The following is a 21,334-nucleotide window of genomic DNA, read 5'->3' on the forward strand; positions in this document are numbered from 1 at the left end:
CGATGAGCAAAACGTTACCTACCGTTGCGGTGATAGGCAGCGGCACCATGGGCGCCGGGATTGCCGAAGTGGCCGCCGCCGCCGGGCATCCGGTACTGATTTTCGACATCGCCCCTGAGGCGGTGGTTCGCGCCATCGACGGGATTCGCCAGCGGCTGGCCTCTCGCGTCAGCCGCGGCAAGCTGGCGACGGAACAGGCCGATGCGCTGCTGGCGCGTCTGGTTCCCGCGGCGGAGTTGAGCAACCTGGCTGACGCGCAGCTGGTTATCGAAGCGGCCTCCGAACGTCTGGAGGTCAAAAAGGCGCTGTTCGAACAGCTGGCGGCGATCTGCTCCCCGTCGACGTTGCTGGTTAGCAACACCTCGTCGATATCGATCACCGCCATCGCCGCCGGGATAAAACACCCGGAACGGGTCGCCGGGCTGCACTTCTTTAACCCGGCCCCGGTGATGAAGCTGGTGGAAGTGGTCAGCGGCCTGGCCACCTCGACGGAAGTCGTCGAACAGCTTTGTCAGTGGGTTAGCGACTGGGGAAAACAGCCGGTTCGCTGCCGCTCAACGCCCGGTTTTATCGTCAACCGCGTGGCGCGGCCTTTTTATGCCGAAGCGTGGCGAGCGCTGGAAGAGCAGGTTGCCGCGCCGGAGGTGATTGACGCCGCCCTGCGCGACGGCGGCGGTTTCCCCATGGGCCCGCTGGCGTTGACCGACCTGATAGGTCAGGAAGTCAACTTTGCGGTGACCTGTTCGGTGTTTAACGCCTGCTGGCAGGACCGTCGCTATCAGCCGTCGCTGCTGCAGCAGGAGCTGGCGCTGGCTGGGCGGTTGGGGAAAAAGAGCGGGCAGGGGGTATACCGCTGGCCTGCTGAGGCCCAACCCGAGCGGGCGCTGGCCGCCGTATCAGCAGAACGCGCAGCAAAACGCATAAAACGTGACGTTGTCACTGAGCTGGACGAGATATTGCTGCTGGAAACGACCGGTGAAACCGCCCTGGCGTTAAGCCTTCAGCACGGCCGACCGGTAGTGGTCTACGACCACAGCGCGGGTGATACGGTGGTGCTGGCCAGCGCGGAAACCACCTCACAGGCGGCGACCGATAAAGCAACTTTCTATTTTCAACAGCAGGGCAAAAAAGTGCTGCAGATCGCCGACTATCCCGGCCTGCTGGTGTGGCGTACGGTGGCGATGCTGGTTAACGAAGCGCTGGACGCGCTGCAAAAAGGGGTCGCCAGCGCGGAGGATATCGATACCGCCATGCGGCTGGGCGTTAACTACCCGCGCGGCCCGCTGGCGTGGGGAGAGTCACTTGGCTGGGGCCGGGTGCTGCGGCTGCTGGAAAACCTGCAGCGGCACTATGGTGAAGAGCGCTATCGCCCCTGTTCCCTGCTACGTCAGAAGGCGCTGATGGAGAAACATCATGAGCAATGAAGCCTGGCGCAACGCCCGCGCGATGTATGAGAACGATAACTGTGCGCAAGCGCTGGGGATCAAGATTATCGAGATGGATGACGGCTACGCGCAGATGACCATGGCGGTCACCCCGAACATGCTCAACGGCCACCACTCCTGCCACGGCGGACAGCTGTTTTCGCTCGCCGATACCGCCTTCGCTTACGCCTGCAACAGCCAGGGGCTGGCGGCGGTCGCCTCGGCGGCGAGCATCGATTTTCTCCGTCCGGCCTTTGTCGGCGAGCTGCTGACCGCCACGGCGAGGGTCAAGCAGCAGGGCAAACTGACCGGGGTCTATGACATTGAGATCGTTAACCAACAGCAAAAAGTGATCGCTCTGTTTCGCGGTAAATCGCACCGCATCGGCGGCACAATCATAGGAGAAGTCTGATGCGCGACGCCTTTATTTGTGACGGGATCCGCACGCCGATTGGCCGCTACGGCGGGGCGCTGGCCAGCATGCGCGCTGACGACCTGGCCGCTATCCCGTTGCGCGAGCTGCTGAGCCGTAACCCGAAGTTCGATCCGGCATCAATTGACGATGTAATTCTCGGCTGCGCCAACCAGGCCGGCGAAGACAACCGTAACGTGGCCCATATGGCGACGCTGCTGGCGGGCTATCCGCACACCGTACCCGGCACTACCGTTAACCGCCTGTGCGGCTCCGGTCTCGATGCTATCGGCTTCGCCGCCCGCGCCATCAAAGCCGGAGAGGCGGATCTGATGATTGCCGGCGGCGTCGAGTCGATGTCGCGCGCGCCGTTTGTGATGGGCAAAGCCAGCGCCGCGTATCAGCGCCAGGCCGAGCTGTTTGATACCACTATCGGCTGGCGTTTTGTGAACCCGCTCATGCAGCAGCGATTTGGCACTGACAGCATGCCGGAAACGGCGGAGAATGTAGCTGAATTGTTAAATATCAGCCGCGCCGATCAGGACGCTTTTGCGTACCGCAGCCAGCAGCGTACGGCCCGGGCCCAGCGCGACGGCATTCTGGCGCAGGAGATCGTGCCGGTACCGATTATCGGCGGCAAGGGGGCGGTGAGCACCGTGTATGAGGACGAGCATCCGCGGGCGGAGACCACCCTTGAACAGCTTTCGCGGCTGAAAACGCCGTTCCGCAAAGGGGGCGTGGTGACCGCGGGAAACGCCTCCGGCGTCAACGACGGCGCCGCGGCGCTGATTATCGCCAGCTCGCAGCAGGCCATCGCCCAGGGGCTAACGCCGCGGGCGCGTATTGTGGCCATGGCGACGGCGGGCGTCGAGCCGAAGCTGATGGGACTCGGGCCGGTGCCGGCGGTACGTAAAGTGCTGGAGCGCGCCGGACTGAGCATAAACGATATGGATCTGATTGAGCTGAATGAAGCCTTCGCCGCCCAGGCGCTGGGCGTGCTCAGACAGCTGGGGCTGGCGGATGACGCCCCGCATGTTAACCCCAACGGCGGCGCCATCGCCTTAGGCCATCCGTTGGGGATGAGCGGCGCCCGGCTGGCATTGAGCGCCAGCCTGGAGCTGCAGCGCCGCAGCGGGCGCTATGCGCTGTGTACGATGTGTATTGGCGTGGGTCAGGGCATTGCCATGATCCTTGAGCGAGTGTGAGCGAATCTACCTGCGAGTACCCTACAAAATGACAACGATAACGCAATTAGACCCGATTGAAAGCGCATCGCGCGACGAGCTGCAGGCCCTGCAAACCCAGCGTCTGAAGTGGACCCTGAAGCACGCCTACGACAATGTGCCGATGTATCGCCGTAAATTCGACGCGGCGGGCGTTCATCCTGACGATTTCCACGAACTGAGCGATCTGAGCAAGTTTCCCTGCACCACCAAGCAGGATCTGCGCGACAACTACCCCTTTGATACCTTTGCGGTGCCGATGGAGCAGGTGGTGCGCATCCACGCGTCCTCGGGGACTACCGGCAAGCCGACGGTGGTGGGCTATACGCAAAACGATATTGATAACTGGGCCAATATTGTCGCCCGCTCCCTGCGCGCGGCGGGCGGCACGGCGAAAGACAAAATCCATGTCGCCTACGGCTATGGCCTGTTTACCGGCGGACTGGGCGCCCACTACGGCGCGGAGCGTTTAGGCGCGACGGTGATACCGATGTCCGGCGGCCAGACCGAAAAGCAGGCCCAGCTGATCCGCGATTTTAAGCCGGATATGATTATGGTGACGCCGTCCTACTGCCTGAACCTGATTGAAGAGCTGGAGCGCCAGATGGGCGGCGACGCCAGCGGCTGCTCCCTGCGGGTGGGAGTGTTCGGCGCGGAGCCGTGGACCCGCGCGATGCGTACGGAAATCGAGCGTCGGCTGGGGATTTCGGCGCTGGATATCTACGGCCTGTCGGAGGTGATGGGGCCGGGGGTGGCGATGGAGTGTCTGGAGACCGCCGACGGTCCGACGATCTGGGAAGACCATTTCTACCCTGAAGTGGTGAATCCGGACAACGGTACGCCGCTGACGGACGGCGAACACGGCGAGCTGCTGTTCACTACCCTGACCAAAGAAGCGCTGCCGGTGATCCGCTATCGCACCCGCGACCTGACGCGTCTGCTGCCGGGCACCGCCCGTACCATGCGTCGGATGGATCGCATTAGCGGACGCAGCGACGATATGCTGATTATTCGCGGCGTAAACGTCTTCCCGTCGCAGCTGGAAGAGGAGATCCTCAAGTTCGAACATCTGGCGCCGCACTATCAGCTGGAAGTTAATCGCCGGGGCCATCTTGATTCACTTTCGGTGCGCGTGGAGCTAAAAGAGAGCGGTCTGGCGCTGAACCACGAGCAGCGCTGTCAGATATGCCATCAGTTGCGTCATCGGATCAAGTCGATGGTGGGGATCTCGACCGATATCAGCATCGTCAACTGCGGTAGCATCCCGCGTTCCGAGGGCAAGGCCTGTCGCGTGTTCGACCTGCGCAAGGTTGCCGCTAACGGATAACGTTTTCTCCCGGAGGCGGTGCATTGCGCCTGTCCGGGCCACACGACGACACAACTCCCTGTCCCGGACAGGGGTAGCCCGGGTAAGGCGTTTACGCCACGGCCCGGGGAGTGTGCCGGGATTGATGTATCAGCTCGGCCTCTTCCCGGCTTGCGCTGCGCTTAGCCGGGCTACGTGTTCATCGCCGTCTGCGGGCCGGTAGCCCGGACAGGTGCGCCAGCACCGCCTCCGGGATTTCCTGTGCTATGATTCAAAAAGGACAAAAATAACAACAGAATGAATCAGATGAGTAAACTCGATACCTTTATTCAACAGGCCACGGAAACGATGCCCATCAGTGGAACCTCGCTTATTGCTTCTTTATACGGCGACGCCTTGCTCCAACGAGGTGGGGAGGTCTGGCTCGGCAGCGTAGCGGCGCTGCTGGAAGGACTGGGCTTCGGCGAACGATTCGTGCGTACTGCGCTGTTCCGCCTGAATAAAGAAGAGTGGCTTGACGTGGTGCGCATTGGCCGCCGAAGCTTCTACCGTCTCAGCGACAAAGGTCTGCGCTTGACTCGCCGCGCCGAACATAAAATCTATCGCGCCAGCGCCCCGGAATGGGACGGCACCTGGCTACTGCTACTGTCGGAAGGGCTTGAGAAGAGCACGCTGGCGGAGGTCAAAAAACAGCTGCTATGGCAGGGATTTGGCGCGCTGGCGCCGAGCCTGCTGGCTTCACCGTCGCAAAAGCTGGCGGATGTGCAATCTCTGCTGCACGACGCGGGCGTGGCGGAAAATGTCATCTGCTTCGAAGCGCATTCCCCGCTGGCGCTCTCCCGGGCGGCGCTGCGCGCTCGCGTTGAAGAGTGCTGGCATCTTACCGATCAGAACGCGATGTATGAAACATTTATCACCCTGTTTCGACCGCTGCTGCCGCTGCTTCGCGACTGCGAGCCCGCGGAGCTGACGCCCGAACGCAGTTTCCAGATTCAACTCCTACTGATTCACTTCTATCGCCGGGTAGTGCTGAAAGACCCGCTGCTGCCCGAAGAGCTGCTCCCCGCGCACTGGGCCGGGCAAACCGCGCGCCAGCTGTGCATCAATATTTATCAACGCGTTGCCCCCGGCGCGCTGGCGTTTGTCGGCGAGAAGGGCGAAAGCTCGGTGGGGGAACTTCCCGCGCCGGGACCGCTCTATTTCCAGCGCTTTGGCGGACTCGCAGGCGTATAAGGAGAGGCTATGCCCATTTATCAAATTGACGGTATGACGCCGGTGGTACCGGATGAGAGCTACGTTCATCCCACCGCGGTGCTGATTGGCGACGTGATCCTCGGCAAAGGGGTCTACGTTGGCCCTAACGCCAGCCTGCGCGGCGATTTTGGCCGCATCGTGGTGAAAGATGGCGCCAACATCCAGGATAATTGCGTGATGCACGGCTTTCCCGGCCAGGATACGGTCGTGGAAGAAGAGGGGCATATCGGCCACGGCGCGATTCTGCACGGCTGCACCATCGGGCGCAACGCGCTGGTGGGCATGAGCGCGGTGATCATCGACGGGGCCAGCATTGGTGAAAACAGCATCGTCGGCGCTTCGGCCTTTGTCAAAGCCAACGCCGAAATGCCCGCCAACCATCTGATTGTCGGCAGTCCGGCGAAAGCCATTCGTACATTAAGCGAACAGGAGCTGGCCTGGAAGAAGCAGGGGACGCGGGAGTATCAGATGCTGGTGGAGCGCTGCAAACAGACGCTGCATCAGGTGGAACCGCTCAAAGAAGCAGAGCCGGACAGAAAGCGGCTGGCGTTTGATGAGAATTTACGGCCGAAATCTTCATCCTGAGGGGGAAAATCATGGCAGAGAAATTATCCGCTCAGTGCCAATGCGGCGCGGTGGCGTTTACCGTTGAGCTTAGCGATGGCTTCAACACCGTTCGCCGCTGTAACTGTTCATATTGCCGGATGCGTGGGGCGGTCGCGGTCTCCGCGCCGCTTTCAGGAATCGATGTTATCCGCGGACGGGATAAGCTCACGGAGTATCGTTTTAATACCGGTCAAGCCGTGCACTTTTTCTGCTCAGTGTGTGGGATCTATACTTTTCATCAACGGCGTTCAAACCCGCAGCAGTATGGCGTGAATGTGGCCTGCATTGACGGCGTGTCGCCTTTTGACTTTCCCTGCGTGGAGGTCAACGACGGCGTGAATCATCCAAAAGACGGCGGCGGTGGCGTGGTGGGGTATTTGCGCTACGAGAAAAAGTGAAACACTCCTCCCGCCGGGGCGGGAGGAGGCAAATCTTATGCGGCAACAACGCTGTCGATAGCGGCTTTCGCATCGGTCTGCGCTTTCGCTGCAACTTCCGGGCCGTAGGCGATGCCTTCAGCGAACACGAAGTTCACGTCGGTGATGCCGATAAAGCCAAGGAAAGTAGACAGGTACGGCGTTACCAGGTCAGTCGGGGTATCTTTATGGATACCGCCGCGGCTGGTGACGACGACCGCGCGTTTACCTTTCACCAGACCTTCCGGCCCTTTCTCGGTGTAGCGGAAAGTCACGCCAGCGCGCGCCACCAGGTCGAAGTAGTTTTTCAGCTGGGTCGGGATGTTGAAGTTGTACATCGGCGCCGCGATAACAATCACATCGTTCGCCTGCAGTTCAGCGATCAGTTCGTCGGAAAGCGCCAGCGCTTCCTGCTGACGCGGCGTCAGCGGCGCATCGCTCGGACGCAGAGCGCCAACCAGTTCCCCGTCCAGTACCGGGATTGGGTTTGCAGCCAGGTCGCGCACGGTGATAACGTCTTGCGCGTGCTTTTCACGCCATTGTTCAACAAAATAGTCGGACAGCTGACCAGATTGCGAGTACCCTGCCAGAATACTGGATTTCAGAACTAATACTTTGCTCATGGGTGTTTCCTTTTTTAATGTGATTGACGGGCCGTTGCCCTGGTGCTTGTTGACACTCTATTCACAATCATGCCGCAGAGAAAGCGCAATAAATCGAACTCTGTATTCAGTTTTTTTGAACAAGGCACGAATTGCGCGGATGTGGTACTCTAACGCAATACATCAAAAGAGATTTTTCCCGGCAGTGCGCTGCCCGATAACGCTATGACAGAACAACAAAAAATAACCTTCTCTCAGCTCGTTACACGGCTTGATGGCCTGATGCTGCGCGATAAGTCGCGCTTCGCCGGTCGCCTGCACGGCGTGAAGAAGGTTAAAAATCCTGATGCCCAGCAGGCCATCCTTCAGGAGATGGCGCAAGAAATTGAACAGGCGGCAGGGAGAGTCCTGCTGCGCGAAGCCGCTCGACCGGCGATAACCTACCCGGAAAACCTGCCGGTCAGCCAGAAAAAGCAGGAGATCCTCGACGCCGTGCGCGACCACCAGGTGGTGATTGTGGCGGGGGAGACCGGCTCGGGCAAAACCACCCAACTGCCGAAAATCTGTATGGAGCTGGGACGCGGCGTTAAAGGGTTAATCGGCCATACGCAGCCGCGCCGTCTGGCCGCGCGTACCGTCGCCAACCGTATTGCCGAAGAGCTACAAACGGAACCGGGCGGCTGCATCGGCTATAAAGTCCGCTTTAGCGATCACGTCAGCGATAACACCATGGTTAAGCTGATGACCGACGGTATTCTGCTGGCGGAAATCCAGCAGGATCGGCTGCTGATGCAGTACGACACCATTATTATCGATGAAGCGCACGAACGCAGCCTCAACATCGACTTCCTGCTTGGCTATTTGCGGGAACTGCTGCCCCGTCGCCCGGATCTGAAAATTATTATCACCTCGGCGACCATCGACCCGGAACGCTTCTCGCGCCACTTTAACAACGCGCCGATTATCGAAGTGTCCGGGCGCACCTACCCGGTAGAAGTGCGCTATCGACCCATCGTTGAAGACGCCGACGACACCGAGCGCGATCAGCTGCAGGCGATATTTGACGCCGTTGATGAGCTCGGGCGCGAAAGCCCCGGCGATATCCTTATTTTTATGAGCGGCGAGCGCGAAATCCGCGATACCGCCGATGCGCTCAATAAGCTGAATCTGCGCCATACCGAAGTGCTGCCGCTGTACGCGCGGTTGTCCAACAGTGAGCAGAACCGCGTGTTCCAGGCCCACAGCGGGCGGCGGATCGTGCTGGCCACCAACGTCGCGGAAACCTCGCTGACCGTGCCGGGCATCAAGTACGTTATCGATCCCGGTACCGCGCGTATCAGCCGCTATAGCTTCCGGACTAAAGTACAGCGCCTGCCTATTGAGCCTGTTTCCCAGGCGTCGGCTAACCAGCGTAAGGGCCGCTGCGGCCGCGTCTCCGAAGGGATCTGTATTCGTCTCTATTCGGAAGACGACTTCCTGTCGCGCCCGGCGTTTACCGACCCGGAAATTCTGCGCACCAACCTGGCGTCGGTTATTCTGCAAATGACCGCGCTGGGCCTGGGCGATATTGCCGCGTTCCCGTTTGTTGAAGCGCCGGATAAGCGCAATATTCAGGACGGCGTACGCCTGCTGGAGGAACTGGGGGCGATTACCACCGACGAACAGCAGACCGCCTATAAGCTGACGCCGATGGGCCGCCAGCTCAGCCAGCTACCGGTTGACCCGCGTCTGGCGCGGATGGTACTGGAGGCGCAAAAACACGGCTGCGTGCGCGAGGCGATGATTATCACCTCAGCGCTCTCTATCCAGGATCCGCGCGAGCGGCCGATGGACAAGCAGCAGGCCTCTGACGAGAAGCATCGTCGTTTCCACGATAAAGAGTCCGACTTCCTCGCCTTTGTGAATTTGTGGAACTACCTTGGCGAGCAGCAAAAAGCGCTCTCCTCGAACCAGTTCCGCCGCCAGTGCCGGGTCGATTTTCTCAACTACCTGCGCGTGCGCGAGTGGCAGGATATCTACACTCAGCTGCGTCAGGTGGTCAAAGAGCTCGGTCTGCCGGTGAACAGCGAGCCGGCGGAGTATCGCGAAATTCACACCGCGCTGCTGACCGGCCTGCTGTCGCACATCGGTATGAAAGACGCCGACAAGCAGGAGTTTACCGGCGCGCGTAACGCTCGCTTCTCCATCTTCCCCGGCTCCGGGTTGTTCAAAAAGCCGCCGAAATGGACGATGGTCGCCGAACTGGTGGAAACCAGCCGCCTGTGGGGGCGCATCGCCGCGCGCATTGAGCCGGAGTGGGTCGAGCCGGTGGCGCAGCATCTGATCAAACGCTCGTACAGCGAACCCCACTGGGAGCGCGGGCAGGGGGCGGTGATGGCGACGGAGAAGGTGACCGTTTACGGCCTGCCGATTGTCGCGGCCCGCAAGGTCAACTACAGCCAGATTGACCCGGCGCTGTGCCGCGAACTGTTTATCCGCCACGCGCTGGTGGAGGGCGACTGGCAGACTCGCCACGCCTTCTTCCGCGAAAACCTCAAGCTGCGTAACGAGATTGAAGAGCTGGAGCATAAATCGCGCCGCCGCGACATTCTCGTCGATGACGAAACGCTGTTTGAGTTCTACGACCAGCGCATCAGCCATGACGTCATCTCCGCGCGCCACTTCGATAAATGGTGGAAGCAGGCCAGCCGCGAGACGCCGGATCTGCTCAACTTTGAAAAGAGCATGCTGATTAAGGAAGGCGCGGAGCAGGTCAGCAAGCTCGACTATCCGAACTTCTGGCACCTGGGCAACCTGAAGCTGCGTCTCACCTATCAGTTTGAACCGGGCGCCGACGCCGACGGCGTAACGGTGCATATTCCGCTGCCGCTGCTCAACCAGGTGGAAGAAGCCGGATTTGAGTGGCAGATCCCGGGGCTGCGCCGTGAGCTGATTATCGCCCTGATTAAATCGCTGCCGAAGCCGGTACGGCGTAACTTCGTTCCTGCGCCGAACTACGCGGAGGCGTTTTTAGGCCGCGCGACGCCGCTGGAACTGCCGCTGCTGGATTCTCTGGAGCGCGAACTGCGGCGGATGACCGGCGTGACTATCGACCGCGAGGCCTGGCAGTGGGAGCAGGTGCCCGATCACCTGAAAATCACTTTCCGGGTGGTGGACGACAAAAACAAGAAGCTACATGAAGGGCGCTCGCTGCAGGATCTGAAAGATGCCTTGAAAGGCAAGGTACAGGAGACGCTGTCCGCGGTCGCCGATGACGGTATCGAGCAGAGCGGGCTGCATATCTGGAGCTTTGGCCGGCTACCGGAGAGCTACGAGCAGAAGCGCGGCAACTATAAAGTTAAGGCCTGGCCGGCGCTGGTGGACGAACGCGACAGCGTGGCGATCAAGCTGTTTGATAATCCGCTCGAGCAGCAGCAGGAGATGTGGCGCGGCCTGCGCCGCCTGCTGCTGCTGAATATCCCGTCGCCGATTAAATACCTGCACGAGAAGCTGCCGAATAAAGCCAAGCTGGGGCTCTATTTCAACCCCTACGGCAAAGTGCTGGATCTGATCGATGACTGTATCTCCTGCGGCGTGGATAAGCTGATCGATGAAGCGGGCGGGCCGGTATGGAGCGAAGAGGGCTTTGCCGCGCTGCATGAAAAGGTGCGCGCTGAACTCAACGAGACGGTGGTGGAAATCGCCAAACAGGTTGAGCAGATCCTGACCGCGGTGTTTAACATCAATAAACGCCTGAAAGGCCGCGTGGATATGACCATGGCGCTGGGGCTGTCGGATATCAAATCGCAGATGAGCGGGCTGGTGTATCGCGGCTTCGTCACCGGCAACGGCTTCCGCCGCCTGGGTGATACGCTGCGCTATCTGCAGGCGATTGAAAAGCGGCTGGAGAAAATGGCGATCGATCCGCACCGCGATCGCGCGCAGATGCTCAAAGTGGAGAGCCTCCAGCAGAGGTGGCAGCAGTGGTTGAATAAGCTACCGCCTCGGCGCCGTCAGGATGACGATGTGCAGGAGATCCGCTGGATGATTGAAGAGCTGCGCGTCAGCCTGTTCGCCCAGCAGCTCGGCACGCCGTATCCGATTTCCGATAAGCGGGTGCTGCAGGCGATGGAGCAGATCGCGGCCTAAGCCGTCACTGACCCCGGTGGCGCGGGCTGCCGGGGTCAGCGAGTCACGTCAGGCGTTCACCCACGCGAGGGTGAACCCGTCCCAGCCTTTGCTGCCCACCGTTTGCAGGGCCGTGACCGTCAGCCGTGGGTCGCTGCCCATCATGTCGATAAACGCTCTGACCCCCTGCACCCGGTCGTCCGCGCTATCCGGGTTCGTCACTTCGCCGTCGCGCACTACGTTATCGCCCACAATCACTGTCCCCGGGCGGGAATAGCGCAACGCCCAGCGCAGATAGTTGGGGTTATTCGGCTTATCCGCGTCGATAAAAATGAGATCGAACGGCGGGCGATCGCCCAGTTTTTCGAGGCTGGTCAGCGCCGGGCCTTCCAGCACCGCAACGCGATCGTCCACGCCCGCCAGACGGAGGTTCTCGCGCGCGACGGCGGCATGATGCGCGTCGGCCTCCAGGGTGAGCAATTCACCATCGGCGGGCAACTCCCGGGCCATCCAGATAGTGCTGTAGCCGCCGAGCGTGCCGATCTCCAGGATGCGTTTGGCGCCCGTCATGCGCACCAGCAGGGCCAGGAACTGCCCCTGATTGGCGGCGACGTCGATCGCCGGAAGACCGGCGCGCTGGTTATTCTCCAGGACCTGGCTGAGGAGCGGATCGTTGGGAATTAACGCTTCCACGAGATAATTATCTACTGCCGACCACTGTTGTTGCATGTCAGATTTCCCGTCTTACGTCCCTGATGAATCAGACCAGCCGCCTCCCAGCGACCGGTACAAATCGACTTGCGCCAGCAGCAGGTTGTTTTTCACCTGTACCACGCTGAGCTGGGTGGAAAACAGCGTACGCTGGGCGTCGAGTACGTCCAGATAGGATGAATAACCGTTGCGATAGCGGTTTTGCGCGATGCGCAGCGTCTCCTGGGCCACCTTCTCCTGCGCCTGTAGCTCCGAGAGCTGCTCGCCGTAGCGGCCAATCGCATCGAGACTGTCATTGACCTCTTTAAACGCGCCGCGCACCGTTTTTTCATAGCTATACAGCGCCTGATTGCGCTGGGCCATCGATACGTCGACCTGGGCATTCAGCGCCTGGCGGTTAAGCAGCGGCGCCAGAATGCTGCCGCCGAGGCTCCATAAGCGTAGCGGATTATCCAGTAGGTCCGGCAGGGTGCGATCCTGCAGGCTGCCGGTGGCGGTAAGGTTGATGGACGGCAGCAGCTGCGCCTGCGATGACGCCAGGGTGGCGTCGGCGGCCACCAGCTGACGCTGGGCCTGAACGATATCCGGTCGGCGGTTGAGCAGGGTTGACGGCAGTTGGGACGGTAGCGATAGCGGCGAAAGCTGCGCGAACGCGTTGCGCTTAACGGCGCCAGGATTGGCGCCGAGCAAAAGGCTGAGCGCATTTTCCTGCTGGGCGATTTGATGGCGCAACGGCGGGATTTGCGCGCGCGTGGAGCGCAGTTCGGAGTCCGCCTGCATCAGCTCCAGGCGTGAGGTATAGCCCGTCTCAAACTGGCGCTTCGCCAGATTGAATGCATCTTCGCGCGATTTTAGCGTTTGCTGCGTCACCCGCAGCTGTTCATCCAGCGACAGCAGGGTGATGTAGCCGACCGCCACCGAAGAGGCGACGGTCAGGTTCGCCGCGGCGGCCGCGGCTTTTTGCGCTTCCAGGCTGGCCTGCGCCGCGCTGGCGGCGCTGCGGTTGGCGCCCCAGATATCGACATCGTAGCTGGCGGTCAGCGCGCCTTTATACACCGTACTGTGAACGGGCAGGCCGGTAGCGGCCGACTGAGACCGCGCGCGGGTGCCGGTCAGTCCGGCGTCAAGCGAGGGAAACAGGCTGCTATCGGCGGCGTAGGCCCGGGCCTGGTACTCATTGACTCGTTCGCGAGCCATCAACACGTCGCTGTTGTAGCGCAGCGCCTGGTCAACGTAGAGATTGAGCGTACTGTCGTGGAAGTTGCGCCACCACACGCCCTCAACGGGGCTGGAGGGTCCGACATCCGCCCGCCAGGCGGCGGGGATCTGTAGACCGGGCGCGGCCTGCTGAACGTCGGCGGACTGGCAGCCGGCCAGCGCAAGGATAACGGCGAGAGCGAGCGGGCGGATCATTGCTGTTTCTCCGCGCGGGTATCGATGGTGACCTGCACCGACATCCCCGGCCGCAGACGCTGGCCGTTCTTCTGCCCCTCATCAACGGCGATGCGTACCGGAATGCGCTGGGCGATTTTGACAAAGTTACCGGTGGCGTTATCCGGGGAAATGGCGCTGAACTCGACGCCGGTCGCCGGCGAGATGCTCTGCACCGTGCCGGTGAATTTCTCGCTGTTCAGCGCATCAACGGTAAAAGTTACCCGCTGTCCGACGCGCACCTGCGCCAGCTGGGTCTCTTTCAGATTCGCGATCAGCCAGTGCTGCGGCGGCACCAGCGAGGTGAGATGCGTCCCGGCGGTGACGTAAGCGCCAAGGCGGACGGAGATTTGCCCGAGCTGTCCATCCGTCGGCGCGATAATCCGGGTGTTTTGCAGGTCGATCTGCGCCAGCTCCAGCGCCGCTTTTGCGCTGGCGACGTCGGCGAGCAGCGAATCGCGGTTAACGATGGTGGATTGCAGATCCTGGCGCGACATTTCCAGCGTCGCTTTGGCCTGCTCGATATCCGCGGTGCCCTGCGCCGCGCTGGCGCGGGCGGAATCGCGTTCGCGAATCGATAGCGAGCCGTCGGCGGTCAGCTCCTGAACGCGTTTTAAATCCGCCTGGGTTTTCAGATTCTGCGCGCGGGCGTTCTGCAGCGCCGCTTCGTTACGTGCGATAACCGCCTCGGCGCTTCTGCGCTGCTGCTGATTGTTCTTCAGCGCCGCCTCTTTCATCGCCAGCGTTGCTTGTGCCTGATGGACGCGCTGCTTATAGATGCGCTCGTCAATCTGGAACAGCACGTCGCCGGCTTTAACCTGATTAAAATCCTGAACCTTCACCTCGGTGATATAACCGTTGACCTGCGGGCTGATAAACGTGGTTTGCCCGCGAACGTAGGCGTTATCGGTAAACTGGCTTTCACGGGTAAACGGCGGCAGTTGCCAGGCGTAGAGAATAACCAGTACGCCAACGATGCCAATGGCGGCGGCGGTGAAAATCGAGACGATGCGAATATTATTTCGGGTGTTGGCCTGTTGTTTGGCCGCATCCTGCTGACTCATAATGACTCCAGAGTAAATTTTATTTGCTACCCGTCGCGCGTTTCAGCGCGATGCGGGCGGTAATACGTAATCTTATTAAGCGCCAGAAAACCCATACCAGCGTGGCGGCTGAAATCGCCGCCGTCAGCAGATAGGTATCATTGTAAGCCAGAATATTAGCCTGCAGCGTGGCGGCGTTTTGCAGCAGCGTGGTGGCCTGAACGTTGAGCAGGGTGCTGTCGCCAATCTGGCTTTGATACATCTGGCTGTACTGCTGCAAACGCTCGGTAATCAGCGGATTGAGCGTGGTGAGCTGGTCGGCGAGCTGGCTGGAGTGAAACTTTTCCCGCCAGGTCTGGAAAGTACCGAGAATGGCGGAGCCCAGCAGGCCGCCGATATTCTGGCTCATGCCGAACAGCACCGAGAAGCTCACCAGGTTGCGCTGGTCGGCAATGACCCCGCCAATCCCCGCCAGCATCGCCGGGGCGAGGAAGAAGGCGCTGCCGAAGCCCAGCAGAAACTGGCTGAACATCAGCTGCTCCGGGCGGGTGAGGATCGTCGACTGGCTGTCGAGCAGCGATCCAACCATAATTAACGCCAGCGCCGTGGCGGTAGGCCAGTAGAGACGCTGCGGGTTGAGCGTCAGGCAGCTGGCGACGATGCCGCAAAGGATCCCGGCGAAAATCGACCACGCCAGGTTGGTCATCTGTTCATTCTGCAGGCCGACGTACTGCAGCCAGCCGATGACGCCGGTATTCTGCTCCGCCAGCACGATACGGATCAGCAGCATAATCAGCCCGAGGCGCAGAATACTGCCGCTGGAGAGCCATTTGATATTGAGCAGCGGGTTGCTGCGGTTATGCTCAAAGGCAATCGCGGAGACAATCAGCACCACCGCCCCCGCCAGCGCCCAGCCGATCCACGGCGCTTCGAACCACCAGTCCAGCCGTCCCAGCGACAGTACCGCGGTGACCAGCGCCATCCCCGGCGCCAGCAGGAAGAAGGTGATGAAGTCTTTTTTCTCAAACACCTTTTTCCGATCGCTTGGCGGCAGCTTGAGGGCGATTACGCAGGCCAGCGACACCAGCGCCAGCCCCAGTTCAAAGAAGTACAGCCCGCGCCACTCGTCAATTTGCAGCAGCTCGGTTGAAAACAGGCGCGCCAGCGGGATCGCCAGCGATGAACCGGTGATGCCGATGGTCAGCGCTTTGAGCCGATGGCGGGCGGGCCAGGCCTGCACTTGATAATAAATCCCCAGCGAACTTAGCGCCGCGGCCACCATGCCGTGGGCGGCGCGCACCATCAGCGCGGAACTGAGGTCGTTGACGAACAGGTGGAAGAAGGTCACCAGCACGTAGAGGACGAGAAAACCTTCGGTAAAAGCGCGCAGGCCGAACTGCTGGCGGAACTTCACCAGCAGCAGGTTGATGGAGACGTTGGTCATTACGTAGACCGCCGGGAGCCAGGCAATCTCCGTCGACCAGGCAGCAAAGGTCCCCTGCAACAGCTGTAGATTGGCGGTCACCACCGCGTTGCCCAGCGCGCCGGTCAGGCAGACCAGCAGCCCGACGATCCCGTAGGCAATCCGTTTTGGCGTACTGTGGATCGGGGTGGACGGCGAACCGAGGATCGCCGGTTTTTCGTGCGGGGCCCAGTCGTGGGGCACATAGGGATTGTCTTTACGGCGAGGCATTATTTTTTCTCGACCTCGCGCAGCAGCTTCTCCAGGACCCGCTGCGTCTGCCGCTGTTCCTCGGGGGTGATGGCGGTGAGGATCTCCTCACGTAAATCATCGGCCACCGTTTTCACCTGCTGATACACCTCAAGGCCTTTAGCGGTGGCGATCAGCAGCCGTTTGCGTTTATCGCGCTCGGTTTTAATCCGCTCGACCAGGCCAACATCGACCAGACGGTTGAGCAGCGGCACGAGAGTTGCGCTTTCGACGCCCAGCTCCTGGGCCAGCTCGCTTTGCGATAGCGGCTGTTCGTGGCGCGCGATGGCGGAAACGGCGACCCAACTGGCCTGGCTCATGCCGAGGCCCTTAAGCCGGCGGTTGACCGCCAGCCGCCAATGGTGGGCGGTGAGATACAAAAGATGGGAAAAGTTAAGCTGTCGGCTATCCATAGGTCAATCTGCAATATCGTTAGAACTCTAATGATTTTTGCCTGGCAAAAACGAGAATTCAAGCCCGTTTGATAAAAACAGGTTAACGGTATGTGCGTTTATTGTGGAAGAAGCCTTGGGAAGGGAAAGGAGGAGCCTGGTCTCAAGCCCGGCATTCACCGGGCTGAGAAGGGGGGATTATCCCGGATATATACCGCGATCTTTACGCGCCATCAGGATCCGCTCACAGGCCACGATATAGGCGGCGGTGCGTAAAGAGCACGCTTTTTCCACGGCTTTTTCGTAAACGTGAACGATCGCATCGGTCATGATGCGGTCCATTTTGGCGTTGATCTCTTCTTCGCTCCAGAAGAAGCTGGCCATATCCTGCACCCATTCGAAGTAGCTCACGGTGACGCCGCCGGCGTTACAGATAACGTCAGGCACCACCACGATGCCGCGCTCGGCCAGCACGTCGTCCGCTTCCGGATAGGTCGGGCCGTTAGCGCCTTCGAGCACCAGTTTGCAGCTGAGGGTTTCGGCGCGCTCGCGCGTAATCTGGCCTTCCAGCGCCGCCGGGATCAGAATATCCATCGGCGTCGTCCAGAACGCTTCTTTGGCAATTTCGCGGGCGCCAGGGAAACCGGCGATTTGCTTGTTCTCGGCCTGCCATGCGGTCAGCGCGGCCATATCAATACCGCCCTCGTTATACAGGGTGGCGGTGTGGTCCTGAATCACCACAATCCGCGCGCCGACGCCTGCAAACAGGCGGGCCGCTTCGCTACCCACGTTACCAAAACCCTGTAGCGCGACTTTGGCACCCTCGATTTCGATACCGCTGCGGCGAGCCACTTCGCGACCGGTGACGAATACGCCGCGGCCGGTGGCTTTTTCACGGCCCAGCGAACCGCCGAGGTGAATCGGCTTGCCGGTGACCACGCCGGTGATGGTAGTGCCGTGGTTCATGGAGTAGGTATCCATCATCCAGGCCATCACTTTGCCGTTGGTGCCGACGTCCGGCGCCGGAATATCTTTTTGCGGCCCGATAATAATGCCGATCTCGCTGGTATAGCGGCGGGTCAAACGCTCCAGTTCACCTTCCGACAATGAGAACGGGTCGACGCGGATGCCGCCTTTGGCGCCGCCGTAGGGAATATTAACTGCCGCACACTTGATGGTCATCCAGGCTGAAAGCGCCATCACTTCATTCAGATCAACATCAGGATGGTAGCGCACGCCGCCTTTACCCGGTCCGCGCGAGAGGTTGTGCTGAACGCGATAGCCTTCGAAGTGGCGGATAGTACCATCGTCCATTTGCACCGGGATATCAACGATGAGCGCGCGTTTCGGATGGCGCAGGGTTTCAATCCAGAAAGCGAGATCGCCGAGGTAGGGCGCGACGCGATCGATTTGACGCAGGTAGGTGGTCCATGGAGATGTACTACTTTCAGAAGCGTAAGATAACTTTTCCATAAGAGTCCTGTTTCGCAGTGATAATTATTTTGTTAACCGTGGAAAGGTACAGCTATAAACTCTGTAACGAGAATGTTATCACCAATTTAATGGGACGGTATTTGGCAAAAATGCAGAATATGCTGTTGTTGCGGCTGGGATTCAGCTTTTTATGAATAAAAAAACGCAAAACAAGGCTCTTCATGGATGAATATGCATTTTTGTGCATTAAAGCCGTAGTTGTAACCCTTTCTCCCTATTTATTAGATTCTTGACCCTCTTCAAAAAGTGAATAAAACGCTATTCAGATGTGTTGACTTTGTTGCTTAAGAGGCGTGGGTGCGCTATTTGCGCTTTATTACCCAAAGTTCGCGCCAGCGTCTAAGATGGTGGCCGCTAATCTACGGCTGAGAGTGTTAACAGGAGAGAACATGTCAGAACATTTTCCATCGCTACCCGAGGCGGTACTGGCCGCGGCGAACCAGCTGGGCGCCTGGCTGGCGCAGGATGATTTGCCCCGTGACCCGCACATAGAGGTGGTGGTGCTGGCTGGCAACGCGGTGATCCCGACCATCGATTTCGCCTGCCAGCTGGCGGCGCGGCACGCGGTTCCGCTGCTGATCAGCGGCGGTATCGGTCACTCCACTTCGTTTTTATACCAGTCGGTGTTGAACGACCCGCGCTACCGCGCCATTGCGGTAAGGGATCGCGCCGAAGCGCATATCCTGGCCGACATCGCCCATCAGTTCTGGGCTATTCCGCGCGAACACATCGTGGTGGAGGATCGCTCCACCAACTGCGGAGAGAACGCGCACTTTACCCGGCAAATGCTTGAGGAGAGGGGCATTGCCCATCGTACGGGCGTGGTGATTCAGGATCCGACCATGCAGCGCAGAACGATGGCGACGTTTGCCCGCGTCTGGCAAGACGCCCCGCGAGCGCCGACGTGGTACAGCACGCCGGGGTGCGCGCCAGTATTGTGCAACGGGCGTGACGGTGTCACGTTTTGCGGGGAAGATAGTGGGCTGTGGCCGGTGGGGCGCTATCTGGCGCTGATCCTCGGCGAGCCGCCGCGGCTGGCGGATAACCCGCAGGGTTACGGCCCGTTGGGCAAGGGTTTTATCGCCCATGTGGATATTCCGCCGCACATTGCTCAGGCGTGGCAGACGCTGCGCGACGACCGCCTGCTCTCCGATGCGCTAAGCGCGCGGCAGCTGGCTTAGGTAACCATAAAGCGCTTTTCATCGCTGCCGCTCCGCGTTTCTCCCTTCTCTGGACGCATGGCCTGGTCGTCGCGTCGGGAAATTTGCCCGTTTGCGTTGGCGGTATCGCAAACGGGCAGCTCGTGTTATTGAATTGTGATTTTTTGCGCGTTAGTTTCGTCTCTTTTTATGAAATATCTCACAAAAACAAGCCCTCATGCTGTCTCTTTGCCTGACGGACGATAATTTTTAACATCTAGTTCACCTGTTAAAAACAATAATCCTGAGGAGCAGACCATGACAGCACCCGTTCAACACCCTATGTATATTGACGGCCAGTTTGAACCCGGCCGCGGTGATGCGTGGATTGATGTGATCAACCCGGCAACGGAAGCGCTGCTTTCGCGGATCCCCGACGGCAGCGCGGAGGATGCGCGGCGCGCGATTCTCGCCGCCGAGCGCGCGCAGCCGGGCTGGGAGGCCCTGCCAGCGATTGAGCGCGCGGGATGGCTGCGCAAAATCGCCGCCGGTATCCGCGAACGTGCGGAAGAGATCGCCGCGCTGATCGTCGCTGAGGGCGGAAAAATCCAGCAGCTGGCGGCGGTGGAGGTCTCTTTTACCGCCGATTATCTTGATTATATGGCCGAGTGGGCGCGCCGTTATGAAGGTGAAATTGTGCAGAGCGACCGCCCGGGGGAGAACATTCTGGTATTTAAGCGCGCGCTGGGTGTGACGACCGGCATCCTGCCGTGGAATTTTCCGTTCTTCCTGATTGCCCGTAAGCTGGCGCCGGCGCTGATTACCGGCAATACCATCGTCATTAAACCGAGTGAATTTACGCCGAATAACGCCATCGCTTTTGCGCAAATCGTCCATGATATCGGTCTGCCGAAAGGGGTCTTTAACCTGGTGCTGGGCCGCGGAGAAACCGTAGGCCAGGAGCTGGCAGGCAATCCGAAAGTGGCGATGGTCAGCATGACCGGCAGCGTTGCCGCGGGCGAGAAGATTATGGCCGCGGCGGCGAAAAACATCACTAAAGTGTGTCTGGAGCTGGGCGGGAAAGCGCCCGCTATCGTGATGGACGATGCGGATCTGGAGCTGGCGGTTAAGGCGGTGGTGGATTCTCGGGTCATTAATAGCGGGCAGGTGTGCAACTGCGTCGAGCGCGTGTACGTGCAAAAGGGCATTTACGATCGCTTCGTTAATCGCCTTGGCGAAGCGCTGAAGGCGGTACAGTTTGGCGATCCGGCGGCACGGGACGATTTCGCGATGGGGCCGTTGATTAACGCCGCCGCGCTGGCGCGCGTTGAGCAGAAGGTGGCAAAAGCGGTCGCCCAGGGCGCGCGCGTCGCCCTTGGCGGGAAAGCGGTGACGGGCAGGGGCTATTTTTATCCGCCGACGCTGCTGCTGGACGTGCGCCAGGAGATGGATATCGTGCATGAAGAGACATTCGGTCCGGTGCTACCGGTGGTGGCGTTTGATACCCTTGAAGAGGCGCTGGCGATGGCCAACGACAGCGATTATGGGCTGACGTCGTCAATCTATACCCGCGACCTGAACGTCGCGATGAAGGCGATTAAGGGGCTGAAGTTTGGCGAAACCTATATTAACCGCGAAAACTTCGAAGCGATGCAGGGTTTCCATGCCGGATGGCGTAAATCGGGCATCGGCGGCGCCGACGGACGTCACGGCCTGAATGAGTATCTGCAAACTCAGGTGGTCTATCTGCAGGCCTGATTTAGCAGAGGAGCGGCGCGTTTCCCGGAGGCGATGCTGCGCATCTGTCCGGGCTACCCAGCCCGCAGGCTGTCCCCCGGGTCGTGGCTGACGCCTTACCCGGGCTACCCAAACGCAGGCCGCACGTACCTGTAGCCCGGGCAAGGCGCTCCGCGCCGCCCCCGGGAGCAGAGCGCGGAGTAGCAGAATTTCCCGGAGGCGTTGCTGTGTATCTGTCCGGCTACCCAGCCCGCAGACTGCCCCCCGGGTCGCGGCTGACGCCTTACCCGGGCTACCCAAACGCAGGCCGCACGTACCTGTAGCCC

Annotated in this window: 17 protein-coding genes; 10 read left to right on the plus strand and 7 right to left on the minus strand. The window is 60.2% G+C overall.

Features of this window, described 5'->3' with window-relative positions; all coding sequences use genetic code 11:
• Positions 1–2 precede the first annotated feature (2 nt).
• The 7 genes from CMQ96_RS18895 (at position 3) to CMQ96_RS18925 (ending at position 6,623) form a co-directional block, all read left to right on the plus strand.
• Entirely contained in the window at positions 3–1,424 is a 1,422-nt protein-coding gene (locus tag CMQ96_RS18895) for a 3-hydroxyacyl-CoA dehydrogenase (protein ID WP_098067157.1), read from the plus strand.
• Positions 1,414–1,836 (plus strand): hydroxyphenylacetyl-CoA thioesterase PaaI, encoded by a 423-nt coding sequence (gene paaI, locus CMQ96_RS18900; RefSeq protein WP_098067158.1) that lies wholly within the window; start codon positions 1,414–1,416, stop codon positions 1,834–1,836. The genes CMQ96_RS18895 and paaI overlap by 11 nt, the downstream gene beginning before the upstream one ends.
• Positions 1,836–3,041, plus strand: a complete 1,206-nt coding sequence (pcaF, locus tag CMQ96_RS18905) for a 3-oxoadipyl-CoA thiolase (protein WP_024358301.1) — start codon at positions 1,836–1,838, stop codon at positions 3,039–3,041. Before paaI ends, pcaF begins: the two co-directional genes overlap by 1 nt.
• 28 nt (positions 3,042–3,069) lie before the next feature.
• Positions 3,070–4,386 (plus strand): phenylacetate--CoA ligase PaaK, encoded by a 1,317-nt coding sequence (gene paaK / locus CMQ96_RS18910; RefSeq protein WP_098067159.1) that lies wholly within the window; start codon positions 3,070–3,072, stop codon positions 4,384–4,386.
• Positions 4,387–4,671: 285 nt separating this feature from the next.
• Entirely contained in the window at positions 4,672–5,598 is a 927-nt protein-coding gene (paaX, locus tag CMQ96_RS18915; protein WP_176518993.1) for a phenylacetic acid degradation operon negative regulatory protein PaaX, read from the plus strand.
• A 9-nt stretch (positions 5,599–5,607) separates the two neighbouring features.
• Positions 5,608–6,204: a phenylacetic acid degradation protein PaaY gene (paaY, locus tag CMQ96_RS18920; protein WP_049131065.1), complete on the plus strand. Its 597-nt coding sequence runs from the start codon at positions 5,608–5,610 to the stop codon at positions 6,202–6,204.
• 8 nt (positions 6,205–6,212) lie between these two features.
• Entirely contained in the window at positions 6,213–6,623 is a 411-nt protein-coding gene (locus CMQ96_RS18925) for a GFA family protein (protein WP_098067161.1), read from the plus strand.
• Between the two features lie 35 nt (positions 6,624–6,658).
• On the opposite strand, the gene azoR is transcribed toward CMQ96_RS18925, so the two are convergent.
• Positions 6,659–7,264, minus strand: a complete 606-nt coding sequence (gene azoR / locus CMQ96_RS18930; RefSeq protein ID WP_004120936.1) for an FMN-dependent NADH-azoreductase — start codon at positions 7,262–7,264, stop codon at positions 6,659–6,661.
• A 204-nt stretch (positions 7,265–7,468) separates the two neighbouring features.
• Between azoR and hrpA the strand changes: the two genes are divergently transcribed.
• Positions 7,469–11,371 carry an ATP-dependent RNA helicase HrpA gene (gene hrpA, locus CMQ96_RS18935; RefSeq protein WP_098067162.1) on the plus strand — a complete coding sequence of 1,301 codons (3,903 nt, stop codon included), beginning with the start codon at positions 7,469–7,471 and terminating at the stop codon, positions 11,369–11,371.
• A 48-nt stretch (positions 11,372–11,419) separates the two neighbouring features.
• On the opposite strand, the gene CMQ96_RS18940 is transcribed toward hrpA, so the two are convergent.
• From CMQ96_RS18940 to CMQ96_RS18965, 6 genes are all read right to left on the minus strand, one after another.
• Positions 11,420–12,079 carry an O-methyltransferase gene (locus tag CMQ96_RS18940; protein ID WP_024358296.1) on the minus strand — a complete coding sequence of 220 codons (660 nt, stop codon included), beginning with the start codon at positions 12,077–12,079 and terminating at the stop codon, positions 11,420–11,422.
• Positions 12,080–12,094: 15 nt separating this feature from the next.
• Positions 12,095–13,474: an efflux transporter outer membrane subunit gene (locus CMQ96_RS18945; RefSeq protein ID WP_024358295.1), complete on the minus strand. Its 1,380-nt coding sequence runs from the start codon at positions 13,472–13,474 to the stop codon at positions 12,095–12,097.
• Positions 13,471–14,556, minus strand: a complete 1,086-nt coding sequence (locus CMQ96_RS18950; RefSeq protein WP_004138997.1) for an HlyD family secretion protein — start codon at positions 14,554–14,556, stop codon at positions 13,471–13,473. Before CMQ96_RS18950 ends, CMQ96_RS18945 begins: the two co-directional genes overlap by 4 nt.
• A 19-nt stretch (positions 14,557–14,575) precedes the next feature.
• Entirely contained in the window at positions 14,576–16,228 is a 1,653-nt protein-coding gene (locus CMQ96_RS18955) for an MFS transporter (RefSeq protein ID WP_024358294.1), read from the minus strand.
• Entirely contained in the window at positions 16,228–16,659 is a 432-nt protein-coding gene (locus CMQ96_RS18960) for a MarR family winged helix-turn-helix transcriptional regulator (protein WP_004138995.1), read from the minus strand. The genes CMQ96_RS18955 and CMQ96_RS18960 overlap by 1 nt, the downstream gene beginning before the upstream one ends.
• Before the next feature lie 177 nt (positions 16,660–16,836).
• Positions 16,837–18,111 (minus strand): Glu/Leu/Phe/Val dehydrogenase, encoded by a 1,275-nt coding sequence (locus tag CMQ96_RS18965; protein WP_004120918.1) that lies wholly within the window; start codon positions 18,109–18,111, stop codon positions 16,837–16,839.
• Between the two features lie 410 nt (positions 18,112–18,521).
• Between CMQ96_RS18965 and CMQ96_RS18975 the strand changes: the two genes are divergently transcribed.
• A complete protein-coding gene (locus CMQ96_RS18975) occupies positions 18,522–19,313 on the plus strand; it encodes a YdcF family protein (protein ID WP_098067163.1) in 792 nt (263 codons plus the stop codon).
• A 276-nt stretch (positions 19,314–19,589) separates the two neighbouring features.
• Complete coding sequence (gene aldA, locus CMQ96_RS18980) at positions 19,590–21,029, plus strand: aldehyde dehydrogenase (protein ID WP_098067164.1); 1,440 nt, start codon at positions 19,590–19,592, stop codon at positions 21,027–21,029.
• Positions 21,030–21,334: the final 305 nt, after the last annotated feature.

The organism is Klebsiella sp. MBT K-1 (genome assembly GCF_002556465.1).
GTDB classification, from domain to species: Bacteria; Pseudomonadota; Gammaproteobacteria; order Enterobacterales; family Enterobacteriaceae; genus Klebsiella; species Klebsiella grimontii.

What these genes read in the sequence shown, in the direction of transcription:
- CMQ96_RS18955 (WP_024358294.1), bottom strand. Translation starts at nt 16,228, where the DNA reads ATGCCTCGCCGTAAAGACAATCCCTATGTGCCCCACGACTGGGCCCCG.
- CMQ96_RS18895 (WP_098067157.1), top strand. Translation starts at nt 3, where the DNA reads ATGAGCAAAACGTTACCTACCGTTGCGGTGATAGGCAGCGGCACCATG.
- azoR (WP_004120936.1), bottom strand. Translation starts at nt 7,264, where the DNA reads ATGAGCAAAGTATTAGTTCTGAAATCCAGTATTCTGGCAGGGTACTCG.
- CMQ96_RS18960 (WP_004138995.1), bottom strand. Translation starts at nt 16,659, where the DNA reads ATGGATAGCCGACAGCTTAACTTTTCCCATCTTTTGTATCTCACCGCC.
- aldA (WP_098067164.1), top strand. Translation starts at nt 19,590, where the DNA reads ATGACAGCACCCGTTCAACACCCTATGTATATTGACGGCCAGTTTGAA.
- CMQ96_RS18965 (WP_004120918.1), bottom strand. Translation starts at nt 18,111, where the DNA reads ATGGAAAAGTTATCTTACGCTTCTGAAAGTAGTACATCTCCATGGACC.
- paaK (WP_098067159.1), top strand. Translation starts at nt 3,070, where the DNA reads ATGACAACGATAACGCAATTAGACCCGATTGAAAGCGCATCGCGCGAC.
- paaI (WP_098067158.1), top strand. Translation starts at nt 1,414, where the DNA reads ATGAGCAATGAAGCCTGGCGCAACGCCCGCGCGATGTATGAGAACGAT.
- pcaF (WP_024358301.1), top strand. Translation starts at nt 1,836, where the DNA reads ATGCGCGACGCCTTTATTTGTGACGGGATCCGCACGCCGATTGGCCGC.
- paaX (WP_176518993.1), top strand. Translation starts at nt 4,672, where the DNA reads ATGAGTAAACTCGATACCTTTATTCAACAGGCCACGGAAACGATGCCC.
- CMQ96_RS18975 (WP_098067163.1), top strand. Translation starts at nt 18,522, where the DNA reads ATGTCAGAACATTTTCCATCGCTACCCGAGGCGGTACTGGCCGCGGCG.
- CMQ96_RS18940 (WP_024358296.1), bottom strand. Translation starts at nt 12,079, where the DNA reads ATGCAACAACAGTGGTCGGCAGTAGATAATTATCTCGTGGAAGCGTTA.
- CMQ96_RS18950 (WP_004138997.1), bottom strand. Translation starts at nt 14,556, where the DNA reads ATGAGTCAGCAGGATGCGGCCAAACAACAGGCCAACACCCGAAATAAT.
- paaY (WP_049131065.1), top strand. Translation starts at nt 5,608, where the DNA reads ATGCCCATTTATCAAATTGACGGTATGACGCCGGTGGTACCGGATGAG.
- CMQ96_RS18945 (WP_024358295.1), bottom strand. Translation starts at nt 13,474, where the DNA reads ATGATCCGCCCGCTCGCTCTCGCCGTTATCCTTGCGCTGGCCGGCTGC.
- hrpA (WP_098067162.1), top strand. Translation starts at nt 7,469, where the DNA reads ATGACAGAACAACAAAAAATAACCTTCTCTCAGCTCGTTACACGGCTT.